Consider the following 20083-nt stretch of genomic DNA (forward strand, 5'->3'; position numbering starts at 1 on the left):
CTCGCCAACATCGCCTGGCTGGGCGGGCAGACCGGCTACAAGGGCGAAGGCAAGGCGCCGCCCACCGGCGGCTATGACGATTACGACAATTTCCGCCGCGTTGGCTCGGCGGGCGATTGGGCGAAGGCGTCGGGGTACGACCAGCTGCCTTATTGGCAGCGGATGGTCTCGCACCCCGATTATGACGAATTCTGGAGCGGCCAGGCGCTCGACAAGCTCCTTGCCGCCAATCCGTCGAACATCCCGACGCTTTGGGAACAGGGCCTCTGGGACCAGGAGGACATGTACGGCGCGATCACCGCCTGGGAGGCGCTGAAGGCCAAGGGGAAGATGGGGAACAACTATCTGGTCATGGGCCCGTGGCGGCACAGCCAGATCAACCGCGAGGGCCGCTCGCTCGGCCCCTTCCAGTGGAACGGCGACACTGCCCAGCAATTTCGTGAGGAGATGGTGCTGCCCTTCTTCAACCAGTATCTGAAGGACGGGCCGCCGGTGCAGCTGCCGGCCGCAACCATCTACAATACGGGCGAGAACCATTGGGACCGGTTCACCACCTGGCCGCTGGCGTGTGAGCAGGGGTGTGCGTCGCCGCTTCGGCCGATCTACCTGCAGGCGAACGGCGCGCTCGGCTTCGACAAGGCGTCCGCGGGCGGCGACAGCTACGTCTCCGATCCCGACAAGCCGGTGCCGCACCTGCCGCGGCCGGTGAACTTCAACGACGGGCGCTGGGGCGACTGGCTGGTGAGCGACCAGCGCCACGCCGACGGGCGCACCGACGTCATGACCTACCAGACCGAGGTATTGACTGCGCCGGTGCGGCTCTCGGGCGCCCCGATCGCCGACATCTTCGCGAAGACGACCGGAACGGACGGCGACTTCGTCGTGAAGCTGATCGACGTCTATCCGGAAGAGGTCGCGACCGATCCCAAGATGGGCGGATACCAGCTCCCGATCAGCCTCGACATCTTCCGCGGCCGCTATCGAAACAGCTTTGCGAAGCCGAGCGCCATCCCGGCCGGCAAGACGCAGCGCTACCGCTTCCGGCTGCCGACGGTGAACCACGTCTTCCAGCCGGGACACCGGATCATGGTGCAGGTGCAATCGAGCCTGTTCCCGCTCTACGACCGCAATCCGCAGACCTACGTCCCCAACATTTTCCTTGCGAAGAAAGGGGACTATCGGAAGGCGACGGTAACGATCGAACGCGGCGGCAACGCCGCGAGCGCGGTCTGGCTGCCGGTGGTCGCCGTGGACCAGCGCGCTGCGATGGTCCGGTAGCGGCTCAGATCGAGAAGCTGGTGCCGCAGCCGCAGCCGGAAGCGGCGTTCGGGTTGGTGACCTGGAAGGCGGCGCCGCCGAGGGATTCGACGAAATCGACCGCGCAGCCGCGGACGAGGTCGAGGCTCATCTCGTCAACCACCAGAGTGACGCCGTCCCGCTCCGCCACCGTATCGTCGGGCTCCACCTGATCGGCGAGGCCGAAGCGGTACTGGAAGCCCGCACAGCCGCCGCCGTCCACCGCCAGCCGGAGGATCGGCGCCTTGCCCTGGCGCCTGGCGATCCAGGCGACTCGGGCAGCCGCCGAGGGGGTCAGCGCGATTTCGGAAGCCTCGGTCATGGCCCTGAAATAAGGTGGCGGCGCCCGCGCCACAAGCTATAGGCGAGCCCATGAAAACCCGCGTCTACGTCACACTCAAGAATGGCGTCCTCGACCCGCAGGGCAAGGCCATCCACCACGCGCTCGAGGGGCTCGGTTTCAGCGGCGTCAGGGACGTCCGCGCCGGCAAGCTGATCGAGCTCGACCTGGAAGACGGCGTCAGCGAGGCGGACGTGGAGGCGATGTGCAGGCAGCTGCTCGCCAACACCGTGATTGAAAATTATCGGATCGAGGGCGGCGCGGCGTGAAGAGCGCAGTCGTCGTCTTCCCCGGTTCCAACTGCGACCGCGACATGGCGGTCGCGCTGGAAGAAGTGACCGGGCAGAAGCCGATCATGGTGTGGCACCGGGAAGCGGCGCTTCCGGACGGGCTCGACCTGATCGCCGTCCCGGGCGGATTTTCCTATGGGGACTATCTCCGCTCGGGCGCGATGGCGGCGCAATCGCCGGTGATGCGCGCGGTGAAGGACGCTGCCGACCGCGGGGTTTCGGTGCTCGGCGTGTGCAACGGCTTCCAGATCCTCACCGAGGCACGGCTTCTGCCGGGCGCGCTGATGCGCAATTCGACGATCTCCTTCGTCTGCCGGGACGTGCATTTGAAGGTGGAGAACAGTCAGTCGGCCTTCACCGGCCGCTATGAGGCGGGCGAGGAGATCGTGATTCCGGTCGCCCATCATGACGGCAACTACCAGGCTGATCAGGATACGCTGGACCGGCTGGAGGGCGAGGGACGGATTGCCTTCCGCTACTCCGGTGAAGTGAACGGCTCCGCGCACGACATTGCCGGCATCATCAACGAGAGCGGCAACGTGCTTGGGATGATGCCTCACCCCGAACGGGCGGTGGAGGCGGCGCACGGCGTCACCGACGGACGCCGCCTCTTCGAAGGCATATTGGAAGCGATCGGCTAGGCTGATGCGCCCGCAAGCCTGCGCCGACTGCCCGGTTCGCGACCACGCCGTCTGCTCGGCGCTGGACGAGAGGGAACTGGCCGAGCTCGCGGCGATCGGCCAGCACCGCGACTTCCGCCGCGGCGAGACCATCTTCGCAGCCGATGACGACAGCATCGCCTGCGCGACGCTCATTTCAGGCGCGGCCAAGCTGTCGAAGATCGACTCGGACGGGGTGGAGCGGATCGTCGCGTTGATCCACCCGGCGGGATTCCTCGGCCAGCTCTTCTCCGCCACCACGCGGCACGAGGTGACGGCACTGACCGACAGCCGGCTCTGCATCTTCCCGCGCGCCGGGTTCGAGCGGCTGATGAGCGATCATCCGGCGCTCACCCGGTCGATTCTGGAGCGGACGCTGGCCGAACTCGATGCTTCGCGCGCGCTCACCGACCTGATCGGCCGGCGGGACGCCAAGGCACGGGTGGCGGGGCTGCTGCTCTCCTTCGCGCGGGCCGCGGCCCCCTCCCCCTGCGGCACTGCGCAGCAATTCGAGCTGCCGCTGACCCGCGAAGAAATGGCAAGCCTGCTCGGGACCACGATCGAGACCGTGAGCCGGCGCCTCACCGAGCTGGAGCGGGAGGGCGTCATTGAGCGCCACGGCGCCCGCGGGCTGGCGATTGTCAGCCCCGCAGCGCTCCAACAGGCCGCTGCCTGAGGTGCGCCAGGCGACCGGGTTCCTGGAATTCCGCACCGAGCGGCAGGGCCTTCTCGATATCACCCGGGAGGTCGCGGAGTGGGCGGACGCGCAGGGAGTGCGGGAAGGGCTGCTGACCCTGTTCTGCCGCCACACCTCGGCTTCGCTGATCGTCCAGGAGAATGCGGCCCCGGCGGCGCGGCGCGACATCGAGGCTTATTTCGCGCGCATCGCTCCCGAGGATGCCCATGCCTACGAGCATGACGAGGAGGGGCCGGACGACATGCCGGCGCATTTGCGTGCGACGCTGACGCAGGTGCAGCTTTCGATCCCGCTCATCGGAGGCCGGATGGCGCTCGGCACGTGGCAGGGCATCTACCTGTTCGAGCACCGCCGCCGGCCGCACCGGCGGACGCTGGCGCTGCATCTGGCGGGCGAATGAGCGCCGAATCCGTCCGGTCCTGGCTCGCCGAGCACGCGCCCGACCTGCCGATCATCGAGGTGGAAGACAGCACCGCCACCGTCGACCTCGCTGCGCAGGCGCTCGGCGTCGAGCCGGGGCGGATCGCGAAGACGCTGGCGATCCGCGTCGGCGAGGAGGCGTTCCTGCTGGTCGCGCGCGGCGATGCGAGGCTCGACAACGGAAAGACCAAGGCGGCGTTCGGCGGCAGGCCGCGCATGCTAGGCCCGGAGGAGACGCTGGAGCTGACCGGGCATCCGGTGGGCGGCGTCTGCCCGTTCGGCCTGGCGAGGCCGCTGAAGGTCTATCTCGATCTGTCGCTGAAGGCGTTCGACACGGTCTATCCGGCGGGCGGGTCGCTGAACACCTCGGTCAGAACGACGCCCAGCCGGCTGGCCGAGCTGGTCGGCGCCGGGTGGGTCGACGTCTGCCGATTGCCGGAGCAGGCCTAGAGCGTCGCCTTCACGATCGCGAAGACCATCGCAAGGCAGACCATCAGCCCGGGAAGCACCATGATCTGCGCCAGCGCCTGGCCGGCGGTGAGGCGGCCGGTGATGCACTCGACGCCCTCGTGCAGGAACTCGCTCCAGCTCTGTTTGCGAAGTCCGTCGTCCGGCGCGACGCGAGCCCAGAGGCCAGGCGTCAGGAACAGAGAAGCGATGCCGATCGCGACGATTGCCGCCGGGACGATGAGGTCTCGCCCCATGAAGGCGGTGCAGAGGATGCCTGCGAAGCTGAAATAGGTGCCGACCAGCATCAGGTGCACGGCCGGGTGGATATCGAACACGCGCTCGCCACGGTTGCGCCGCAACGGGGCGGCGGCGGGGGCGATCACTTCCTGGAATTGGGCGTAGGGCTGGTGGACGGTCATCTTAGGGTTCCTTCTCTGAGAAGGAGATGCGCCGGATTCGCTTTAACCGCTTTGACGGACGTCAAAATTCCCGCTTCAGGCGGCTTCGAGGCGCTCCACCGCTTCCGACGCTTCGATCCACTTGGCTTCCGCTTCGGCAAGCTGGGCGCCGACGTCTGCGTGGAGCTTCATCAGCTCCGTCATCGTGCGCTTCGAATCCTCCGGTGCCGCCGAGGAAGGGTCGAACATCGCCCGCTCGATCTCGCGCTTGCGGCCTTCGAGCTTGGCGATCTCGGCTTCGGCAGCCTTCGCCGACTTCCGGAGCGCCTGGCTCCGCTCACGGGCCTCGGCGGCGGCGCGGCGGTCTTCCTTACGGTCTCGTTTGGGCGCGGCCTTCTCGCCGGAGCCCTCCTGGTTCTTGCCCAGGATCATGTCGGTATAATCGTCGATGCTTCCCGAATATTCGCGCGCGGTGCCGCCGTCGACGAGCACGAGCCGGTCGGCGGTGAGCTCCAGCATGTGGCGATCGTGGCTGACGAGCACGACGGCACCCGAATAATCGTTCAGCGCCTGGACGAGCGCTTCGCGGGCATCGACGTCGAGGTGGTTCGTCGGCTCGTCGAGGATCAGCATATGCGGCGCATCGCGGGTGATCAGCGCCAGAGCGAGCCGCGCGCGCTCGCCGCCGGACATCTTGCCGACCTGCATCGTCGCTTTCTCGCCCGAAAAGCCGAACCGGCCGAGCTGCGCGCGCACCGCGGCCGGAGTCGCCTTCGGCATCAGCCGGCTCATATGCTGGAGGGCCGTGTCGCCGCTGTCGAGCTCCTCCACCTGATATTGGGTGAAATAGCCGACCTTGAGCTTGCCGGTGGCGTTCATCTCGCCTTCCATCGCCGGAAGCTGGGCGGCCAGCAGGCGCGCAAGCGTGGTCTTGCCGTTGCCGTTGCGGCCGAGCAGCGCGATCCGATCGTCCGGATCCAGGCGAAGGCTGACGCGCGACAGGATCGGCTTGCCGGGCTCGTAGCCGACGGCGGCCATGTCGAGATTGACGAGCGGCGGCTTCAGCTCGGCCGGACTCGGGAAGTCGAAGCTGAGGCTCGGATCGGCTGCGACCTCGGCGATCGGCTGCATCCGTGCGAGCGCCTTGGCACGCGACTGGGCCTGCTTGGCGGTAGACGCGCGGGCGCTGTTGCGGGCGATATAATCCTGCAGCTTGGCGCGCTGCGCCGCCTGGTTCGCACGCGCGGATTCGAGCTGCGCCATGCGCTCGGCATGCTGCTTCTCGAACGCATCATAGCCGCCCGGATAGAGCGTCACCTTGCCCTGCTTCAGGTGCAGGATGTGATCGACGACGTTGTTCAAAAGGTCGCGCTCGTGGCTGACGATTAGCATCGTCGCGCGGTAGCTCTTGAGGAAATTTTCGAGCCAGAGCGTCGCTTCGAGATCGAGGTGGTTCGAAGGCTCGTCGAGGAGGAGCAGGTCCGGGCCGCTGAAGAGAAGCGCTGCGAGCGCGACGCGCATCCGCCAGCCGCCCGAGAAACTGTCGAGCGGGCGCTGCTGCATCTCCTCGTCGAAGCCAAGTCCGACGAGTATCCGTGCGGCGCGGGCGGGCGCGGCGTGGGCGGCGATGGCGTTGAGGCGGTCGTGGATCTCGGCCAGGCGGTGGGGATCGGCTTCGCTCTCCGCTTCGTCGAGCAGCCTTGCGCGCTCGAGATCGGCAGCGAGCACCGTTTCGAGCGGCGTGCCCGAGCCGGCGGGGGTTTCCTGCGCGATATAGCCGAGCCTCGCCGCACGCGGCATTTCGACGCTTCCTTCGTCCGGCTCCAACAGGCCCGCAACGACGCGCATCAGGGTCGACTTGCCGGCGCCGTTGCGGCCGATGAGGCCGATGCGGCCGCCTGGCGGCAGCGCCGCGCTGGCGCAGTCGAGAATGGTGCGTCCGCCGAGGCGCACGGTGATGCCGCTGAGATTGAGCATCGGGCGCCCCTAGCAGCAGCGGCCCGATTTGTCAGGAGGCTAGAGGACGTCGCCGAACATGAACCAGAGCAAGGCGAACCAGGCGAAGAGCGCGACGATCCCGGCCAGCCACCAGAGCCGCCCAAGCCGTTCCCCGAGCGTCGGACGCTCCTCGTCCATGTCAGCGCTTCAAGATGCGGATGAAGCGGGCGAGGCCGAACAGCACGGTGGGCCAGAACATCGTGTTCCAGACGTCTTTCCAGTTCGCATTCCAGCGGGGCGTGCCGCCGTGGCCCAATGTGTCGACGATGTCCCAGAGCTCGCCAGCGATCGAGGCGACCGCCACCGCGGCGAGCGGGCGCCAGTCGCGCAGCGACTTCTTGAACAGGATGACGACGAGAAGCATCACGCCGAGCCCGACATAGATGTGGAGCGCATCCTTGCTGAGGCTGGTGGCCTCCACGAGGAGATGCTTGAAGCTCTGGAAGGGGCTCATCGTCAGACCTGTGCCTTGAAGGGCGTGAAATCGGTGTTCGTGTCGTAGACGTCGACGCCTTCGCGGCGCTTCAGGAACCCGACGGCCAGATAGGTGACGGGGGTCAGGAGCACTTCCCAGCCGACCTTCAGCGCCCATTGCGTGAGGAGCACCACCAGAAGCGTCGAATTGTCCCAAACGCCGTAGAAAGCGAGCGGGTAGAATATGAGGCTGTCGATCCCCTGCCCCACCAGGGTCGAGCCGATCGTGCGCGTCCAGAGGTGGCGACCCTGGGTCCAGACCTTCATCCTGGCGAGCACGTAGCTGTTCGCAAATTCGCCCGCCCAGAAAGCCACGATCGAGGCGAGCACGATCCGCGGCACCTGCCCGAACACCTGCTCGTAGGCCGCCTGCCCCTGCCAATCCGGCGAGGGCGGCAGCGCCACCACCACCATCGCCATGAAAGCCATGAACAGGAGCGCGCAAAAGCCCGCCCAGATGCAGCGGCGGGCGCGGGCGTAGCCGTAGACTTCGGTCAGCACGTCGCCGATCACGTAGGAGATCGGGAAGAACAGGATGCCGGCGCCGAACGGCCAATCGCCGATGAGCGGCAGCGCGACCACAGCGACCTTGCCAGCGCCGAGCACGTTCGAGAGCAGGAGGATGGTGACGAACGCCGCCATCACGAAATCGAAATAGCGCAGCCGCCGCTCGCCCAGCGCAGCCCCCTCGACCGCCTTCGCCTCGCCCCCGTCCATGGCGCGCCGATAGCGCTGTTCCGCTCGGCGGGAAAGCGCGCTAGACCACGCCCCACGCGCCCGTAGCTCAGCTGGATAGAGCACGAGCCTTCTAAGCTTGGGGTCGCAGGTTCGAGTCCTGCCGGGCGCGCCAGTTTTCCGCCAGTTTCTGTTACCGTTTTCTCGTCAGGTACCACATAGGTAGCCGGCGAACAGGATCGGGTGGTATCTAATGGGCCCCACCGGAACGCCGGCGGGTGAGTGGGCTTGCTGCGAGCAACGAGCGCTGCGTCGTCGCGAATACCTCGACCGCATTGTTCTCAGCCGGCACCGCGTGCCACGCTGTTAGCCCCGACGCTCCCGATCTGGAGCCAGCAGGTGTTTTCGTCCTCCGCACCGGGCTTCTTCCCGTTTCTGAGCGCCCGCACGGATCAGGCGACAGGCTGACTAAGCACGGGCGAAGGCACGTCCTCCCCCAAGGCCTGGCGCCATTCCATGATGCCCTCGGTGACCCGAAGCAGATCCGAATTGTCGCCGGCAGCGTGGTGCGCAGTGGCGAGCAAGTCCGCCGTCAATCCTGCGCGATCCGCAAATGCGGCAAGTGTCTTGTACCTCTCGCGCCGCTGCCGTTCCGTGAAGCAGTCCCGACCAAACCGGCTCGGCCGTAGGTCATGCGGCCGTTCGGGCCAGCGCAGCCACAATGCTTCCGCCACGTCGTACGCTTGCTGCTGGTCCGGCAAGGCGGAGGCGAGCGCTTCTCCCAGCGGCGTGTGGAAATCCTCAAAAACGATCGCGCGCCACTCGCGCTCGAGCGGCCGTTCACTTCCGACTGCAACGTCCTTGTCGATCTTCCTGCAACCAATCACGAACTGCGCGGCTGTCTTCGGCTCGCGCTCCCAGCGACACAGGGTCATGAGTCCACGGATGCTGCAAGCATGGCTGCCTCGAAGCGCCTGACCCCAAATTCCATGCGGCGGCAGGATCGAACCGAACCGGCCCAGCTCCAGTGCGCCGTAGAATCGCGCGATACGGGCCGCGTCTCCGCCCAAGGTTTTTGCCCGCAGGGGTTGGACAGTCTCGAAGATGATGTCCCGCAGCCGGGCCGCGGTCGCTTCGGACGGGCCTTCGAGATGCGCGAACAGTGTGTCAAAAAGCTCGTACCTCCTGATAACGGCCGAATGGAGGCCGGCAGATCTCGGGGCAGCTTCCAAAGCCGATCGCAGTGAGGGCCTCAGGCGCCGATCGAAGAACATGGCCATGAAAGGGAGAAGCGACGGGCGGCCCTTGCCGAAGCGCAGGGCGGATGCGTTCGGACCACAGAACAGCGGCTCCATCGTGTCTGCGTGGGTCTCCCAGGCGCCGGACTGAAGGAAGCAGCGCGTGATCAGCCAAGCCAGCGAGGGGGTCCGGCCCCGATCCTCGATGGAGAGCCCCGCCGCGAAGCTCATCGCCTCACGATACTCTCTTCGGCTCGCGAGCTTGCGCAGGCGATCCGAGAAGACGGTGGCTCGGAGCCTGGACGGCAGGCGCCCGATATCCGCGGGCTCGGCTTCGCCCCCGAGCAGCGCCCGGACCACCGGCCTGAACTCGGTCGGGAAATCCAGGATGAGCGGTTCCAACTCCTTCGCAACGGCCCTCACGTCGCTGATTCGGACATCGGCGCCCCGTTCACCGACGACGGCCAGAGCCAAGGAGTAATAGACCAGCTCCAACCGATGATGTCGGCTCTCCGCCGACTCGAACGGAGAGTCGTTCAAGGCCCTCCTGTGCCAGTCCCGAGCACGCCGGTTGAGCTCGAAAAGCTGCTCCAGCTCCCGTGGGCGTGCAGCTTCGTACAGCTTGTGGAGCATTGCACGCCGAAGCTCCGGTCGGTGCCGGACGCGGTGGGGCGAGGAGCCCGGCACCGGCTCTACCAGCCAAGTTTCCTTCGACAGCTGGGCGAACAGCACCTCCGCCTCCTCATGCGTGAGCGCGGCTTTCGGCATCACCACGGGCCAGATCACCTCCCTCAGCAACTCGGCTGACACCTCGCGGAGCACGAGCCCGGGGCTTGCAAGCGGCTGCACGGCCGGCGGCACGAAGGCGAGGATGCGTTCGTAGAGATAGGCCGTGGCCATATGCGCATCCGCGGCGCTCCTGATGGACTCGAGGTCCGCTCGGTCAACCCTGACCTTCCCTTCCCGGACCAGGCGCCCGAGCAGATTGAGCAGCATCGGGATTCCGACGCGGTCGCGGAAATCCTCCTCGTCCAGGTCGGCGAAAGCGGACATCAGCTTGTCGGCGTCCGCCGGCGTGAGTCTCTCCTTGGTGACGAGGAGGTGCCGGGCCTCGCGCTGTGACAATCCCTTCAGCGACCATTCCTGGAGGTCGACCTCGGTGTAGCCGAAGCCCTTGGTGAAGACGGAGCGCCCCGAAGCAAGCACGGCCAGGGAAGGTAGCGCGGATCTACGCAGGCGATCCAGCGCCTGGATCAGGTCGACGCCCATGAGGTCGGTCCGCTCCAGCTGCTCGAGCGTGTCGAGCACAAGGAGAACCGGGCGCTTCAGCGGACCCTTGGCCACCTCGAAGATCGTCGAGGCCAGCTGATCGGCCGAAGCGCGCGTATCCACCGAGTCCGGAAGCGGCCCCTCTTCCTCGCCCATCTCCGATAGTGTTCGAAGATTTTGAGCCAAGGGCGGGGAGCGGCGATTGCGGGCACTTTCAGCCGTGTGCAGGTGGGCGCCTCGACGGAATTCCCGAAGCTTCGCCCCCCAGGAAGACTCCGCCCATTCAAGCTGGCGGGCAATCTCGATTAGGACGCTGCGCACATCGGACGGCCGGATCCGGAGCCGATCGTAATCAATCCAGAGCGTGATCGCCTCGCTCTCGACATGGGGTATGCCGCTCCGCATGAAAGCCGCGATTAAGGTGGACTTGCCGACCCCTCCGATCCCGTCCACCCGGCATACGGGAAGGAGGTGCCCTGGAGCACTCCACGCGGAACGGAAGAAGCTTGCGAGCCGCGCAAGCTCCGGCTCGCGCCCGACCATATGGCGGCTGAGCCGGTCGAGCTCGTCGTCTCGCAGCCGCCTCTCCAACGTGGCGGCAAGCTCCTCCGCGGGTGGAACCCCTGCGTCGATGCCGGCCATCTTCAGCCATCGAGCGGCGTCGCCGGCAATTGCGAGCGCGTGACTTTCGGCCCGTTTGGAATCGAACTCCTTCCGGATCATGGCGTGCATCAGCCGCGCGTGAAGGTCGCCACCGGCCACCGCCCCGATGAGAAGTTCCAACAGCCTGTCCCTGGGCAGGGTGGACAGCGCTTGGCGGCGGTGCCTGTCGAGCAGCATCCAGCGCAATGGGTTCGACGGATCCACCACGCAGCTGCGCCGCAGCACCTGCAGGCACCGCTCTTTGGTGGCGGCTTCCGCTTGTCCATCCCGCAGCATGGAACCCACACCCAGTTCCATCGGGTTGAACCATCCCCGGACCGCGGCGCGAGCAAGCATGTCGTCAAGATGAGGCGGCCGCGCCGGAACTGCCGGAGAAGCACCATGATCCGCTTTCAACGCGGCAAGCTCGCGTTGCAGTCGCGCGAGAGTGTCGACCTCCGTCACCCGATTGCCTCCTCGACCTGGCGCAGTATCTCACCGTACATGTCCGCGCCGGCACTCGCTCTGAGTTTGGCGATCTCGATGATCATATGGGCGATCTTCGGCCCGCTGTCCTCCGGCGCGAGCTGGCGCGCCAACCGCGCCTTCGCCAGGTGCCGAGCGATATCGCCGGCCGTCGGCATCGGCAGCTCGCCCTCCCTGATCTCACCGGTGAAGCTGTCTTCCACCAGCTCCCGCAGCCCCGCGCCGAGGAAGGTTTCCCGGCCCGTCACCAGAAGGCGCCCCCGCCCGTCGGGCAGCGACAAAGTGGCTCGATAGAGATGGGCCAGGGCTTCGGAGAGCGGAGTCGACATGTCCGTCGAACTGACGTTGACGAGCACCCATATCCGGCCATGCGAGCACAGCGCTTCAAGGGCCGCGCTGAGGCCCTCGGCGGTCTTGAGCGCCCCGATCGAGTCGGTTGACGCCGTGGACGACTCCGGAGTGACGACCTGGGTGATATGTTCGATCAGCCCCGCGACGGCGACGGCCGTAGCGCCGCTTTCCGTCTCACCCGCGGCCCGCTGCTGGATCAGGTTCAGCTTGGAGCGGTCCATCGGGATGATCGTCGCCTGGTCGCGCGGCAGCATCATCGCGACGACGTCGAAGAGGAGTTGCGCGGCAGCGTGCGGGCCAGTCAGGACGAGAGCCTGCGCCTTGTCGGCTCGCTGCATGTCCCAGATCTGCCGTTGCAACGGCTCCAGCCCCAGAACGGGCTTGCCGGTGCCGGTACTGCCGGAGGGTCTTATTTCCCAAATGGGATTGAGGGCGGCGCCGGGACTTAGGCGCTCGCGGTTCTTTTTTGCCCAGGCGGCGAGGCTCGCGCCGGCACCGGCGACGTTCTTCACGTCCTCACCGTTGACCATCGTGCCGTGGTGAACGCCTGCGAACCTGGGCTTCAGATCGAGGATGGGACCGCCCGAGCTGCCCCGGACCGCGTCGCAATCGTGCAGGAATCGTGGACCGTACGCCTCCCGATACTGGCCGAAGCTGATCTTCTGATCCGCTCCTCCGGGATGGTGGTGGAAGACCAATCCGCGGCGGTCCGATTCGATCTGCTCGTCGCCGCGGCTGACGTCGACCCAGCCCCGCGTGAAACCCGGCGCCGCCGCAAGCTCGATGATGATATAGTCGTCGTTCTTGAGGAGCGCGTCGGCGGACGGCATGGAGCCGAACTCGCCCGCCCGGCCCGTCAGCATGCATTCCGGGCAAGGCGAGCGATCGACGAGCCAACTTTCCACGAGCGGCACCCGGGGCGCCTCAGCCGACGTATCGCCAAGCACGTCGAGCCTGACTTCGATCCGCTCGGCTGAGCCCGGCAGCTCCTTGCCGTCGTTGCCGATCTGGCGGTCGAGCACATGGGCAGCGGTGAGGACCAGATGCGGGGCGATCAGAACTCCGGTGCCGGTGACCTGGTTCTCCCGGTCGAGGATTCGGCAGGTCTGCCGCATGGTCGCGCTGATCTGGCTAATGAGACGCTTGGGATCGGCCGTGTAGCTGCCCGGCATGAGCGCCTGGGCCTCGAAAAACGCTGTCTGGGCATTGGCCAGGTCCCTCGGCTTGATCCCGGTTAGATTGGTGGCGAGCGCGGCAAAGGCTTTCGCGTTGGACTCGAGCGGCGGCCCCGCCGCATTCTGCTCGATGGCGGTTCGAAGAAGCACCCTTAGGAAACCGTTATCGGATGCGTAACGCAGACAAGCCGCCACCCGCCCGCTGGTGTCAGTGGCGCCGGCGAGGGCGCCGACGGTGGGAAGATCAATGCTGCTGTCCCGCTCTTCCTGAGCGTGAAGGAAGATCGCTCCGAACGTTTCGTCGTTCGCGGTGACCAGCTTGGCAAGCGCCTCGATCTCACGGTCGGTCGCCATCAGCCGAACCCTTGGCCCGACCGAGCCGCGATAGCGGCGAGGCTCATCCCCCGGTTCGCCTCGCTTCGGCCGCCGGCATGCACGCCCGCAAGGTAGCCGGAGCCGAAGGTCAGGATGCCGCTGCCGGAAGAACCGATGGTGGTCGTCGCGTCGTGCCACACCAGGTCTTGCCCGGCCTGATCCGCCGGTGCGGCACTCACCCGGCCGGGCGACAACCGCTTGACGCTCCACGCGCCGCCGAAAAGGCTATGCCAGACCTGCCCCGGCAGGAACAGGCTGGAAGGAAGCACCGGCCGGGCCGGAAACCCGAGGATGCCGATCGTTTCGCCGACGGCGAGCCTCCACCGCCCCGGGTCGGTGAGAGCCGCGGCGGGAGGCGAGCGGCCATCGAGGGAGGCGCCGAGAGCAAGAAGCGCATAGTCGGTGCCGCTCGGCTCATCGAAGCAGTAGGACAGGAGCCTGTCGAGCCTGTGCCGGTTGGACGAGGCTCCACCGAATTCCGCCTCGAAATCGATGACGAGTCCCGGACGCAAGGTCGGCGGATCTCCCGGCTCGAGCCATCCATCGAGCACGTGGCCCGCCGTCAGGACCACGTGCTCATCGCGATCCTCGAGCGCCAACAGCATTCCGCCCCCGAGCTGCCGGCCGGACGCATCGATCCTGCCGGCGGAGCGGATCGAGGCGTCGACCGTCTGCCTGCTGATTACATAGAGCTCCCCGAAATCACCCAGTGCCTCGGGCCTGAGGAGGCTGCCGTTCTTGACCAGCGCGGCGGGCCGGGTCCCGTCGGCGTGGATGAGCAGTTCCGCCCGAAAGGCCTCGTCGGGCGTTCGCACCACCGGTCCTTGGCGGACGACATCCTCGGCTCCCTCGGCAGCGGCATTGAGCTCGCCGGCGAGGAAAGGATCCTCTCGAGCCCTGCTGCTCTCCGCGAGCAGCAACAGATAGTCACGAGCGGCACGGATCCGGGCGCCGTCGAGTCCCTCCGGGCTCTCCCGGGTGCGATCCGCCCTCTCCTCCCCGGGGCCGGCGTGGCTTTCAGGCCGAAAGCCGTTGGTTCCCCGCGTTCCGAAGGCCTGGCGCAGTCGCCGCTCCTGCAGGCCGCGGCACCGGTCGGACAAGCTGTCTCTAACGTCCATTCTGGCGATTTCCACCCGTGCGGCCTAATGGTTCGGGGCTATATTACCCGCTTTCATTGTGGAGTCGTCGCTTGGCTTTGTCAGGCGGTATTTAAACCAGAACGGGGGGCAAGATGAATGAAGAGAGCGAAAGAAGGTTGGAGCATTTCCGCCATACGGTGCCAAACCTCAATGAGCGGGTACTGAAGGAAGCGGACACAACGCTCGCTCCGGTGCTGCGGCGCCTCAACATCACCCCCGCAGACCTCGAAGCCGCGCTGAATGGTCATTCGGTTGCAAAACTCGACGCCTTTGAAAGCGCCGACAGGTCACGCAACTTCGCCCTCGAGGCGATCGTGAAGCGCGTCGGTCGCCCCAGCTATCTGATTCATGGACGGGCGGTAGACTATAGCACGGGCGCTGATTTCGCGACGACGCTGCCGGGCCTGCTTTCGCAGCATCGAGTCGAGGCTCGTCTGTTGTCGGTTGGGCGAGTGAATACCATCAATCATCCTTCGATGGCTTGGGTGGGCACCGCCTGGCTGGTGGCGGACAAGGGCAGCAAGCCCATCGCCATCACCAACAGGCACGTTGCATCGGAATTCGCGCGCCGGCGGGGAACCAAGGGCGAAGCCGTCTTCCTTCGCGACCCCCGTTCGATGGTGAAATACGGCGCGATGGTCGATTTCCTGCAAATTCACGATGATCCGCAGATCCAGGAAGCCGTCGTAACCGGGGTACGTTATCTCGCCCACGAGTCGGAGCCCGACATCGCGATACTGGAACTCGAGGATACCGGCTGGTTGGGCGCTCCGTTCGAGCTCGCCGATGCCGAAGCGGGGCGCGACGAGCTTTTCGCCACGATCGGATACCCCGCACGCGACAGCCGCAATGCCGCGGACGCACAGGCGGAGATCTTCCGCGACATCTATGACAAGAAGCGGCTTGCCGTCGGCTACATCGTACAGCCCGCAGGATCCGGCCGCTTGATGCAGCATGACGCCTCCACCCTCGGCGGCGCGTCCGGCTCCCCGCTCGTCTCGCTGGTGAGCGGCAAGGTCGTCGGACTCCACTTTGCGGGACGCTATCTTGAATTCAACAATGCCGTGTCAGTGGCCTCGCTCAAGCGGGCGCTCGCGGGAACGGCGGTACCCGGCATCGAGCTGCCCGCGGCGCTTCCACAGGAGAAACGGGACAGCGAGCACGAACCCGGCCACTTCACCGAACGCGTCGGCTATGTCGAAACGTTCCTCGAGGAAGCTGCCAGCGGCGGGGCGCGGAGCGACGGGGCCTTCACCGTGCCGCTCCCCGTCCCGAGCGACACCAGCGATCTCGCCGAGCGCCTCGACGCGCCCGGAAAGCATGTGCTCGAATATATGCATTTCAGCATCCTCTATTCGGCCGACCGGCGCTGCCCCCGCCTCACCGCCGTCAACATCGACGGCTCGCAACCCTTCAAGATCAAGCGCGGCGACGATCAATGGTTCGCGGACCTGCGGATCCCGAAGGAAGTTCAGCTGACGAGCGCCGACTTTCCCGGGGATTTCGACCGTGGTCATCTGGTCCGGCGGGAGGATCCGAACTGGGGTGACGAGGCCGCCGCCACGATGGCGAACGGCGACACGTTCCACTATACCAACGCCGGCCTCCAACATGCCCTGTTGAACCGCGACAAGAAGCGCTGGCTGGGCCTCGAGGATTATATCCTGCGCTCCGCCGCGACCCACGGGTTCAAGGCGAGTGTCTTCGCGGGCCCTATAATGACCGACGACGATCCAGTGCTCATCGAGGACGAGAGCATCCAGGTGCCGCTCGCTTACTGGAAGGTGGTCGCAATGGTCGCCGCGGACGGCAAAAGCCTTCACGCGACCGGCTACGTATTGGGGCAGGCAGCCTTCGTTGCCTCACTTACGGAAAGCTTCGAAATCGGCAACTTCAACTTCTACCAGGTGCCGATCAGGGACATCGAGCAGGCGACCGGCATATCGTTTGGGCCGCTCAGAGACGCGGATCCTCTCGCCCGCCGGGTCGACGCCGAGCGGGCTGATCGCCCGGTACACGCCATCGCGCTGGAGGCGCTCGAGGACATCATACTCTAGGGACTGCGACCGTGTGGAGCGGGAGGTCGTCGGACGTCGCCATGTAAGCACCTGAATATCTTCTAGAAAGCCATATCGTGCGCGCCGCGACCCCCCATTCCCCCGCGGATTGATTGGGCCTAGTTTCGCCATCCGGGACGAGTCCGGGTATTTAGCCGGAGAAACCGCCACTCGGGCGCCGATCTCCCGCACCCGCGCCTCGGCGGCCCCGCGTGCTTCCTCGGCGGTTCCCTCGTCGTGAGCTGACCGATCAGCTCCTCGGTCTCGGGTTGGAGGCGTCGACCTCCGCGCTCTCCTCATCCGACAGCGGCGGTGTCTCGAGCGGGACGCGTTGCAGGCCGCGAGTGACCTCGTAGCCGGCCCAGCTCTCCGGCGTCGGCCGCGCAAAGGCAAGGCAGGACGAAGCGGCCTTCTCGGCGGCGAGCGCCTCCAGCTTCTCCGTCGCGAGCCGCTCCAGAAGCGCAACGTCGAGCCAACGTGCGCCAACCTCTTCCGAGGATAGGTTGCGCTCGATCCGCCCGCCGGCGGCGGCATAGGCCTCCTCGTCGACGAACCGCGCCCGAGGTCGCTCGCGCTCACCGTCGCCTGGGTCACCATGCGGCGGATGCTGTCGGCATGCTGAGCCATGCAACTCCGGCTCACCTGCTCGAACACGAACGCCTGCCGCTCCTGGTCCGGAGTCGCGGCATAAGCCTTGGTGACGTCGAGCGTGATCTCGCCAGCGCCAAGCGCGTCGAACACGACGGGCGCGAGGCCCGCGAGCCGAAGCCGTCCTTCAACGAACCGGACGGTGAGCCCGAACTACCCGGCGATCCCCTCGACGTCTGCGTCCTGCTCTATGAGCTGCTGGAAGGGCGCTGGGATTTGCTGGAATCGCATGGGACGCTATGCGATTGTTTTCAGCGGGAACGGCACTTCCTCGGAGGCCCTGAAACAGCCCCTGACGGGACTTCTAAGCTTGGGTCGCAGGTTCGAGTCCTGCCGGGCGCGCCAGTTGTCCGCCGTTTTCCTGTTACTGGCGTCAGGTAACGCATAGGTAATATTGAGCGAGGCAGCATGACTCGGCGTGGCCGCTGAGATGAGAACCCGTGCTCTACGGCTGCTCTGAGCGGTCGCGACCCATCCAGTTGCAAGTCCTTCGATCGACAGGCGGACCTCAGTCCACATGGTGTTCGCATCCCTGCTTAGCTCGCTGCGTTGCGGCTGGAAAACCTGGTTCTGGAGTACCCACACCCCCGCAGACACAGGTCGCTGATCGATCCTTGGATAACGCCCGGCGGATCGAGGTTGCGACCGCCTTTGAGCTCGCCCCCGTTTGGCACTTGGGACCATGACCTCCGATAATTAGCCCGTGGACGCGGATGCGGTTTGGAAGTTCGTATGGCTTCGATTGGGTGAGAGCGAAATCGCAGCAGATGGCTCTTCCTCAGATGAACTCGGATTCCCCTTTCTCTTGATCCAGAAGGTACACAGAAGATCGATTTGTCCGACGAGCATCTGGTCCATTGTGGAGGCAATGAGCGTTTGCTCCGAAGTGATCGCGGGAATCGCGTGGGCGTCATTGAGCGAGAGGCGGCCCACCGTGACATCCCGGGGCTGTCCAGTTGAAGGAATGACTTCGAATTTCGTAATCTTCGACCGTCTTATCCCATAGGGCGTTCGTAAACGGTGGCCGCTCCTGCGCTGGCTAAAGTCGAGCGTGGCCCCAGGAAAGTGCCCCTTACTTCGTCCGAATATACCGGACAGCATTGCATCATGAATATGTTGAAACAATCCAACAGACTCTGATACCAAGTTTAATAAGCAGCGAATCGGCTGCTGTTGCAGCAAGGGGGGTTGTCTGCAATGATATTTGCTTGTCTGCCGGCGGACGCTGGCGTGAGACACGCTCTTCAGATACACCCTGAGGCGGGCGAGGCGCTCTGCCGCTATCACCAAATAATATTGCGCGGGCCTTCGCCTCTCAGCGTCGCGGAGCGTGAGTTGATTGCCGCGTTCGTCTCCGGCCTCAACTCGTGCAGATTCTGTTTCGGAACCCATTTAGCAACCGCGGAAGCATTCGGCTGCGATGGTGATGTTGTCCGGCGCCTGGTGAATGATCCTGGACTTCACGATGCTGACCCGAGACTCCGGCCGATGCTGCACTACGCCCGCAAGCTCACACTTGCCCACACCGAGACCGAGCCTGCAGATGCGGAAGCTGTGTTCGCCGCCGGCTGGAGCGAGCGCGCGCTACACGACCTGATCCTGGTCGTCGCTATGTTCAACTTCATGAACCGCTTCGTCCACGGCCATGGAATCGAGGGAGATGCATCAACCCACGCGGAGCGGGGCCGATGGCTTCATGACCATGGTTACCTCGGCGTGTTGGCGTCTCTGGCTGATCCGGCGTCCGCCAACACCGTTCGAGTACCATGCGAGTAAGCAATGGCGGAGCGGTTCGCGCCGATGCGGACGATCGCAGTGCGGACCGGCGAGGGCGTTCTCGCTGTGGGACCGGGGTATGGGCGTGAACGAGATCTCGGCAGTTAGCCCCGAGGCAACACGCGGGGGAGGCCCGGGGCTGCTCGTGCGCCTATTCGGCCTCGCCTCGCAGGAAGCTCATTTTTCGAAGCGCGGCTTTGCTGCGGGGCCGGCGCAGCCGCTTCTCGAAAGGATCGGCGAAAGCTTCATTCGTGGCTACAATCTTGCACTGGACGGCCGGCGCGAATTTCCTTCCGCCCTGGATGGACATCCTGTCTTTCTTCGCGGCTTTGTCGCGGAGGGAGCTGCCATGGGCGCCGCAGTGCGCTCCGCCCTGCTGCCGTGGCGGCATGATCTCGGCATCATGCTGGCGGCGCTGAACGATCGATATGTTTATCTTGCCCATGTCGGTGTCGGCTGGGCGATGGCGCGGCTGCCCGTTGCTCGCGGTCGCCTGTGGCGGGCTCTTGATCCCCTTCTCGCTCCGCTCGCCATCGACGGCTGGGGCTTTCACGATGGATACTTCCACCCTCGCCGCGCCATCGGGAGCGGGTTATCCGCACGCGAGGCGCTGAGACGGGGGGCCTACGATCAGGGCGTGGGCCGCTCGCTTTGGTTCGTCCATTGTGCGGACCCGGCGCGGATTACGGACGCGATCAGCTCCGCGAACAAGAGCCGGTCGAGCGACCTCTGGTCGGGGGTAGGGCTCGCGGCCGCCTATGCCGGAGGCGTTGAGGGGCGGCAGCTTGACGTGCTCGCTACCGGAGCCGGCCCGAACCGGCCATGGTTAGCCCAAGGGACCGCCTTCGGGATCGAGGCGCATGCTCGTGCGGGGGCGGTTCCGCCGCACTCGAGTCTGGCCGCCGTCAGGCTTTGCGGAACATCGGCCGCTTCGCTTTCCGCCCTTGTCTTGAGCGCGCGTGACGAAGCCCTTTGCAGGTTCGGAGCCGCTCCTGCGGCCTATGCGGCCTGGCGCCGGAACGTGGCGGAGACACTTGCGGCAGGGGGCGCCGGATGATCCATTCTTCTTTCCTGGGGCGACATGGTGCACGCGGGGCGACACTGGCCGTAGCGCTTGGCCTTTTCGCAGTCGCCTGGGTGACGACCGGGCAAGCGGCACCCGGCGATAGTGGATTGCGCTTCACTTCCATTCCGATGGGCATCCAGTCGTCGAGCCGCCGAAACGTTCGA

At 65.8% G+C, this 20083-nt stretch carries 19 protein-coding genes and 1 tRNA gene; 11 read left to right on the plus strand and 9 right to left on the minus strand.

All coding sequences use genetic code 11. From position 1 onward, the window contains the following. A partial coding sequence (locus VF662_RS09355) for a CocE/NonD family hydrolase (protein WP_464140203.1) occupies positions 1 to 1278 on the plus strand: 1278 nt, incomplete at its 5' end. A 4-nt stretch (positions 1279 to 1282) separates the two neighbouring features. On the opposite strand, the gene erpA is transcribed toward VF662_RS09355, so the two are convergent. Further along, on the minus strand, positions 1283 to 1618 hold the full coding sequence (gene erpA / locus VF662_RS09360; RefSeq protein ID WP_464140205.1) for an iron-sulfur cluster insertion protein ErpA: 336 nt from the start codon (positions 1616 to 1618) through the stop codon (positions 1283 to 1285). A 50-nt stretch (positions 1619 to 1668) separates the two neighbouring features. On the opposite strand from erpA, the gene purS reads away from it, so the two are divergent. Genes purS through VF662_RS09385 form a run of 5 tightly spaced genes read left to right on the plus strand, consistent with a single transcriptional unit; the run spans position 1669 to position 4152 of the window. Next, entirely contained in the window at positions 1669 to 1905 is a 237-nt protein-coding gene (gene purS, locus VF662_RS09365) for a phosphoribosylformylglycinamidine synthase subunit PurS (RefSeq protein ID WP_464140207.1), read from the plus strand. After that, a complete protein-coding gene (gene purQ / locus VF662_RS09370; RefSeq protein WP_464140209.1) occupies positions 1902 to 2567 on the plus strand; it encodes a phosphoribosylformylglycinamidine synthase subunit PurQ in 666 nt (221 codons plus the stop codon). The genes purS and purQ overlap by 4 nt, the downstream gene beginning before the upstream one ends. Positions 2568 to 2571: 4 nt before the next feature. Further along, entirely contained in the window at positions 2572 to 3261 is a 690-nt protein-coding gene (locus VF662_RS09375; protein WP_464140212.1) for a Crp/Fnr family transcriptional regulator, read from the plus strand. Between the two features lies 1 nt (position 3262). Beyond that, positions 3263 to 3682, plus strand: coding sequence for a secondary thiamine-phosphate synthase enzyme YjbQ (locus tag VF662_RS09380; protein WP_464140214.1), 420 nt, complete (start codon positions 3263 to 3265; stop codon positions 3680 to 3682). Next, positions 3679 to 4152, plus strand: a complete 474-nt coding sequence (locus tag VF662_RS09385) for a YbaK/EbsC family protein (protein WP_464140216.1) — start codon at positions 3679 to 3681, stop codon at positions 4150 to 4152. Before VF662_RS09380 ends, VF662_RS09385 begins: the two co-directional genes overlap by 4 nt. On the opposite strand, the gene VF662_RS09390 is transcribed toward VF662_RS09385, so the two are convergent. From VF662_RS09390 to VF662_RS09405, 4 genes are all read right to left on the minus strand, one after another. Beyond that, positions 4149 to 4571, minus strand: a complete 423-nt coding sequence (locus VF662_RS09390) for a hypothetical protein (protein WP_464140219.1) — start codon at positions 4569 to 4571, stop codon at positions 4149 to 4151. The genes VF662_RS09385 and VF662_RS09390 overlap by 4 nt on opposite strands. Before the next feature lie 75 nt (positions 4572 to 4646). Further along, entirely contained in the window at positions 4647 to 6527 is a 1881-nt protein-coding gene (locus VF662_RS09395) for an ABC-F family ATP-binding cassette domain-containing protein (RefSeq protein ID WP_464140222.1), read from the minus strand. A 160-nt stretch (positions 6528 to 6687) separates the two neighbouring features. Next, entirely contained in the window at positions 6688 to 7002 is a 315-nt protein-coding gene (locus VF662_RS09400; RefSeq protein ID WP_464140225.1) for a hypothetical protein, read from the minus strand. Positions 7003 to 7004: 2 nt separating this feature from the next. Next, positions 7005 to 7739, minus strand: a complete 735-nt coding sequence (locus VF662_RS09405; RefSeq protein WP_464140228.1) for a queuosine precursor transporter — start codon at positions 7737 to 7739, stop codon at positions 7005 to 7007. Positions 7740 to 7795: 56 nt separating this feature from the next. Between VF662_RS09405 and VF662_RS09410 the strand changes: the two genes are divergently transcribed. Further along, positions 7796 to 7872: transfer RNA gene (locus VF662_RS09410), tRNA-Arg, on the plus strand. Positions 7873 to 8149: 277 nt separating this feature from the next. Here the strand turns inward: VF662_RS09410 and VF662_RS09415 are convergent. The 3 genes from VF662_RS09415 to VF662_RS09425 are packed head-to-tail and all read right to left on the minus strand — an operon-like array spanning position 8150 to position 14333. Then, complete coding sequence (locus VF662_RS09415) at positions 8150 to 11311, minus strand: Rab family GTPase (RefSeq protein ID WP_464140231.1); 3162 nt, start codon at positions 11309 to 11311, stop codon at positions 8150 to 8152. Beyond that, the gene (locus tag VF662_RS09420) at positions 11308 to 13212 is read right to left on the minus strand and encodes a trypsin-like serine peptidase (protein WP_464140234.1); all 1905 of its coding nucleotides are present in this window, start codon (positions 13210 to 13212) and stop codon (positions 11308 to 11310) included. The genes VF662_RS09415 and VF662_RS09420 overlap by 4 nt, the downstream gene beginning before the upstream one ends. Beyond that, entirely contained in the window at positions 13212 to 14333 is a 1122-nt protein-coding gene (locus VF662_RS09425) for a trypsin-like serine peptidase (RefSeq protein WP_464140237.1), read from the minus strand. Before VF662_RS09425 ends, VF662_RS09420 begins: the two co-directional genes overlap by 1 nt. Positions 14334 to 14464: 131 nt before the next feature. On the opposite strand from VF662_RS09425, the gene VF662_RS09430 reads away from it, so the two are divergent. Beyond that, entirely contained in the window at positions 14465 to 16429 is a 1965-nt protein-coding gene (locus tag VF662_RS09430) for a DNA/RNA non-specific endonuclease (RefSeq protein WP_464140240.1), read from the plus strand. 250 nt (positions 16430 to 16679) lie between these two features. On the opposite strand, the gene VF662_RS09435 is transcribed toward VF662_RS09430, so the two are convergent. Continuing rightward, positions 16680 to 17060, minus strand: a complete 381-nt coding sequence (locus VF662_RS09435; RefSeq protein ID WP_464140243.1) for a hypothetical protein — start codon at positions 17058 to 17060, stop codon at positions 16680 to 16682. Between VF662_RS09435 and VF662_RS09440 the strand changes: the two genes are divergently transcribed. The 3 genes from VF662_RS09440 (at position 17045) to VF662_RS09450 (ending at position 19910) form a co-directional block, all read left to right on the plus strand. After that, entirely contained in the window at positions 17045 to 17458 is a 414-nt protein-coding gene (locus tag VF662_RS09440; protein ID WP_464140246.1) for a hypothetical protein, read from the plus strand. The genes VF662_RS09435 and VF662_RS09440 overlap by 16 nt on opposite strands. A gap of 816 nt (positions 17459 to 18274) precedes the next feature. Continuing rightward, positions 18275 to 18853, plus strand: a complete 579-nt coding sequence (locus tag VF662_RS09445; RefSeq protein WP_464140249.1) for a carboxymuconolactone decarboxylase family protein — start codon at positions 18275 to 18277, stop codon at positions 18851 to 18853. Positions 18854 to 18932: 79 nt separating this feature from the next. Beyond that, positions 18933 to 19910 (plus strand): DUF1702 family protein, encoded by a 978-nt coding sequence (locus tag VF662_RS09450; RefSeq protein ID WP_464140252.1) that lies wholly within the window; start codon positions 18933 to 18935, stop codon positions 19908 to 19910. Positions 19911 to 20083 lie beyond the last annotated feature (173 nt).

It is taken from the genome of Allosphingosinicella sp. (genome assembly GCF_036387215.1).
Lineage (GTDB): Bacteria > Pseudomonadota > Alphaproteobacteria > Sphingomonadales > Sphingomonadaceae > Allosphingosinicella.

Coding starts and splice junctions, on each gene's coding strand:
- erpA (WP_464140205.1), bottom strand. CDS start 1,618: ATGACCGAGGCTTCCGAAATCGCGCTGACCCCCTCGGCGGCTGCCCGA.
- purS (WP_464140207.1), top strand. CDS start 1,669: ATGAAAACCCGCGTCTACGTCACACTCAAGAATGGCGTCCTCGACCCG.
- VF662_RS09375 (WP_464140212.1), top strand. CDS start 2,572: ATGCGCCCGCAAGCCTGCGCCGACTGCCCGGTTCGCGACCACGCCGTC.
- VF662_RS09385 (WP_464140216.1), top strand. CDS start 3,679: ATGAGCGCCGAATCCGTCCGGTCCTGGCTCGCCGAGCACGCGCCCGAC.
- VF662_RS09390 (WP_464140219.1), bottom strand. CDS start 4,571: ATGACCGTCCACCAGCCCTACGCCCAATTCCAGGAAGTGATCGCCCCC.
- VF662_RS09395 (WP_464140222.1), bottom strand. CDS start 6,527: ATGCTCAATCTCAGCGGCATCACCGTGCGCCTCGGCGGACGCACCATT.
- VF662_RS09400 (WP_464140225.1), bottom strand. CDS start 7,002: ATGAGCCCCTTCCAGAGCTTCAAGCATCTCCTCGTGGAGGCCACCAGC.
- VF662_RS09405 (WP_464140228.1), bottom strand. CDS start 7,739: ATGGACGGGGGCGAGGCGAAGGCGGTCGAGGGGGCTGCGCTGGGCGAG.
- VF662_RS09420 (WP_464140234.1), bottom strand. CDS start 13,212: ATGGCGACCGACCGTGAGATCGAGGCGCTTGCCAAGCTGGTCACCGCG.
- VF662_RS09430 (WP_464140240.1), top strand. CDS start 14,465: ATGAATGAAGAGAGCGAAAGAAGGTTGGAGCATTTCCGCCATACGGTG.
- VF662_RS09440 (WP_464140246.1), top strand. CDS start 17,045: ATGCTGAGCCATGCAACTCCGGCTCACCTGCTCGAACACGAACGCCTG.
- VF662_RS09445 (WP_464140249.1), top strand. CDS start 18,275: ATGATATTTGCTTGTCTGCCGGCGGACGCTGGCGTGAGACACGCTCTT.
- VF662_RS09450 (WP_464140252.1), top strand. CDS start 18,933: ATGGGCGTGAACGAGATCTCGGCAGTTAGCCCCGAGGCAACACGCGGG.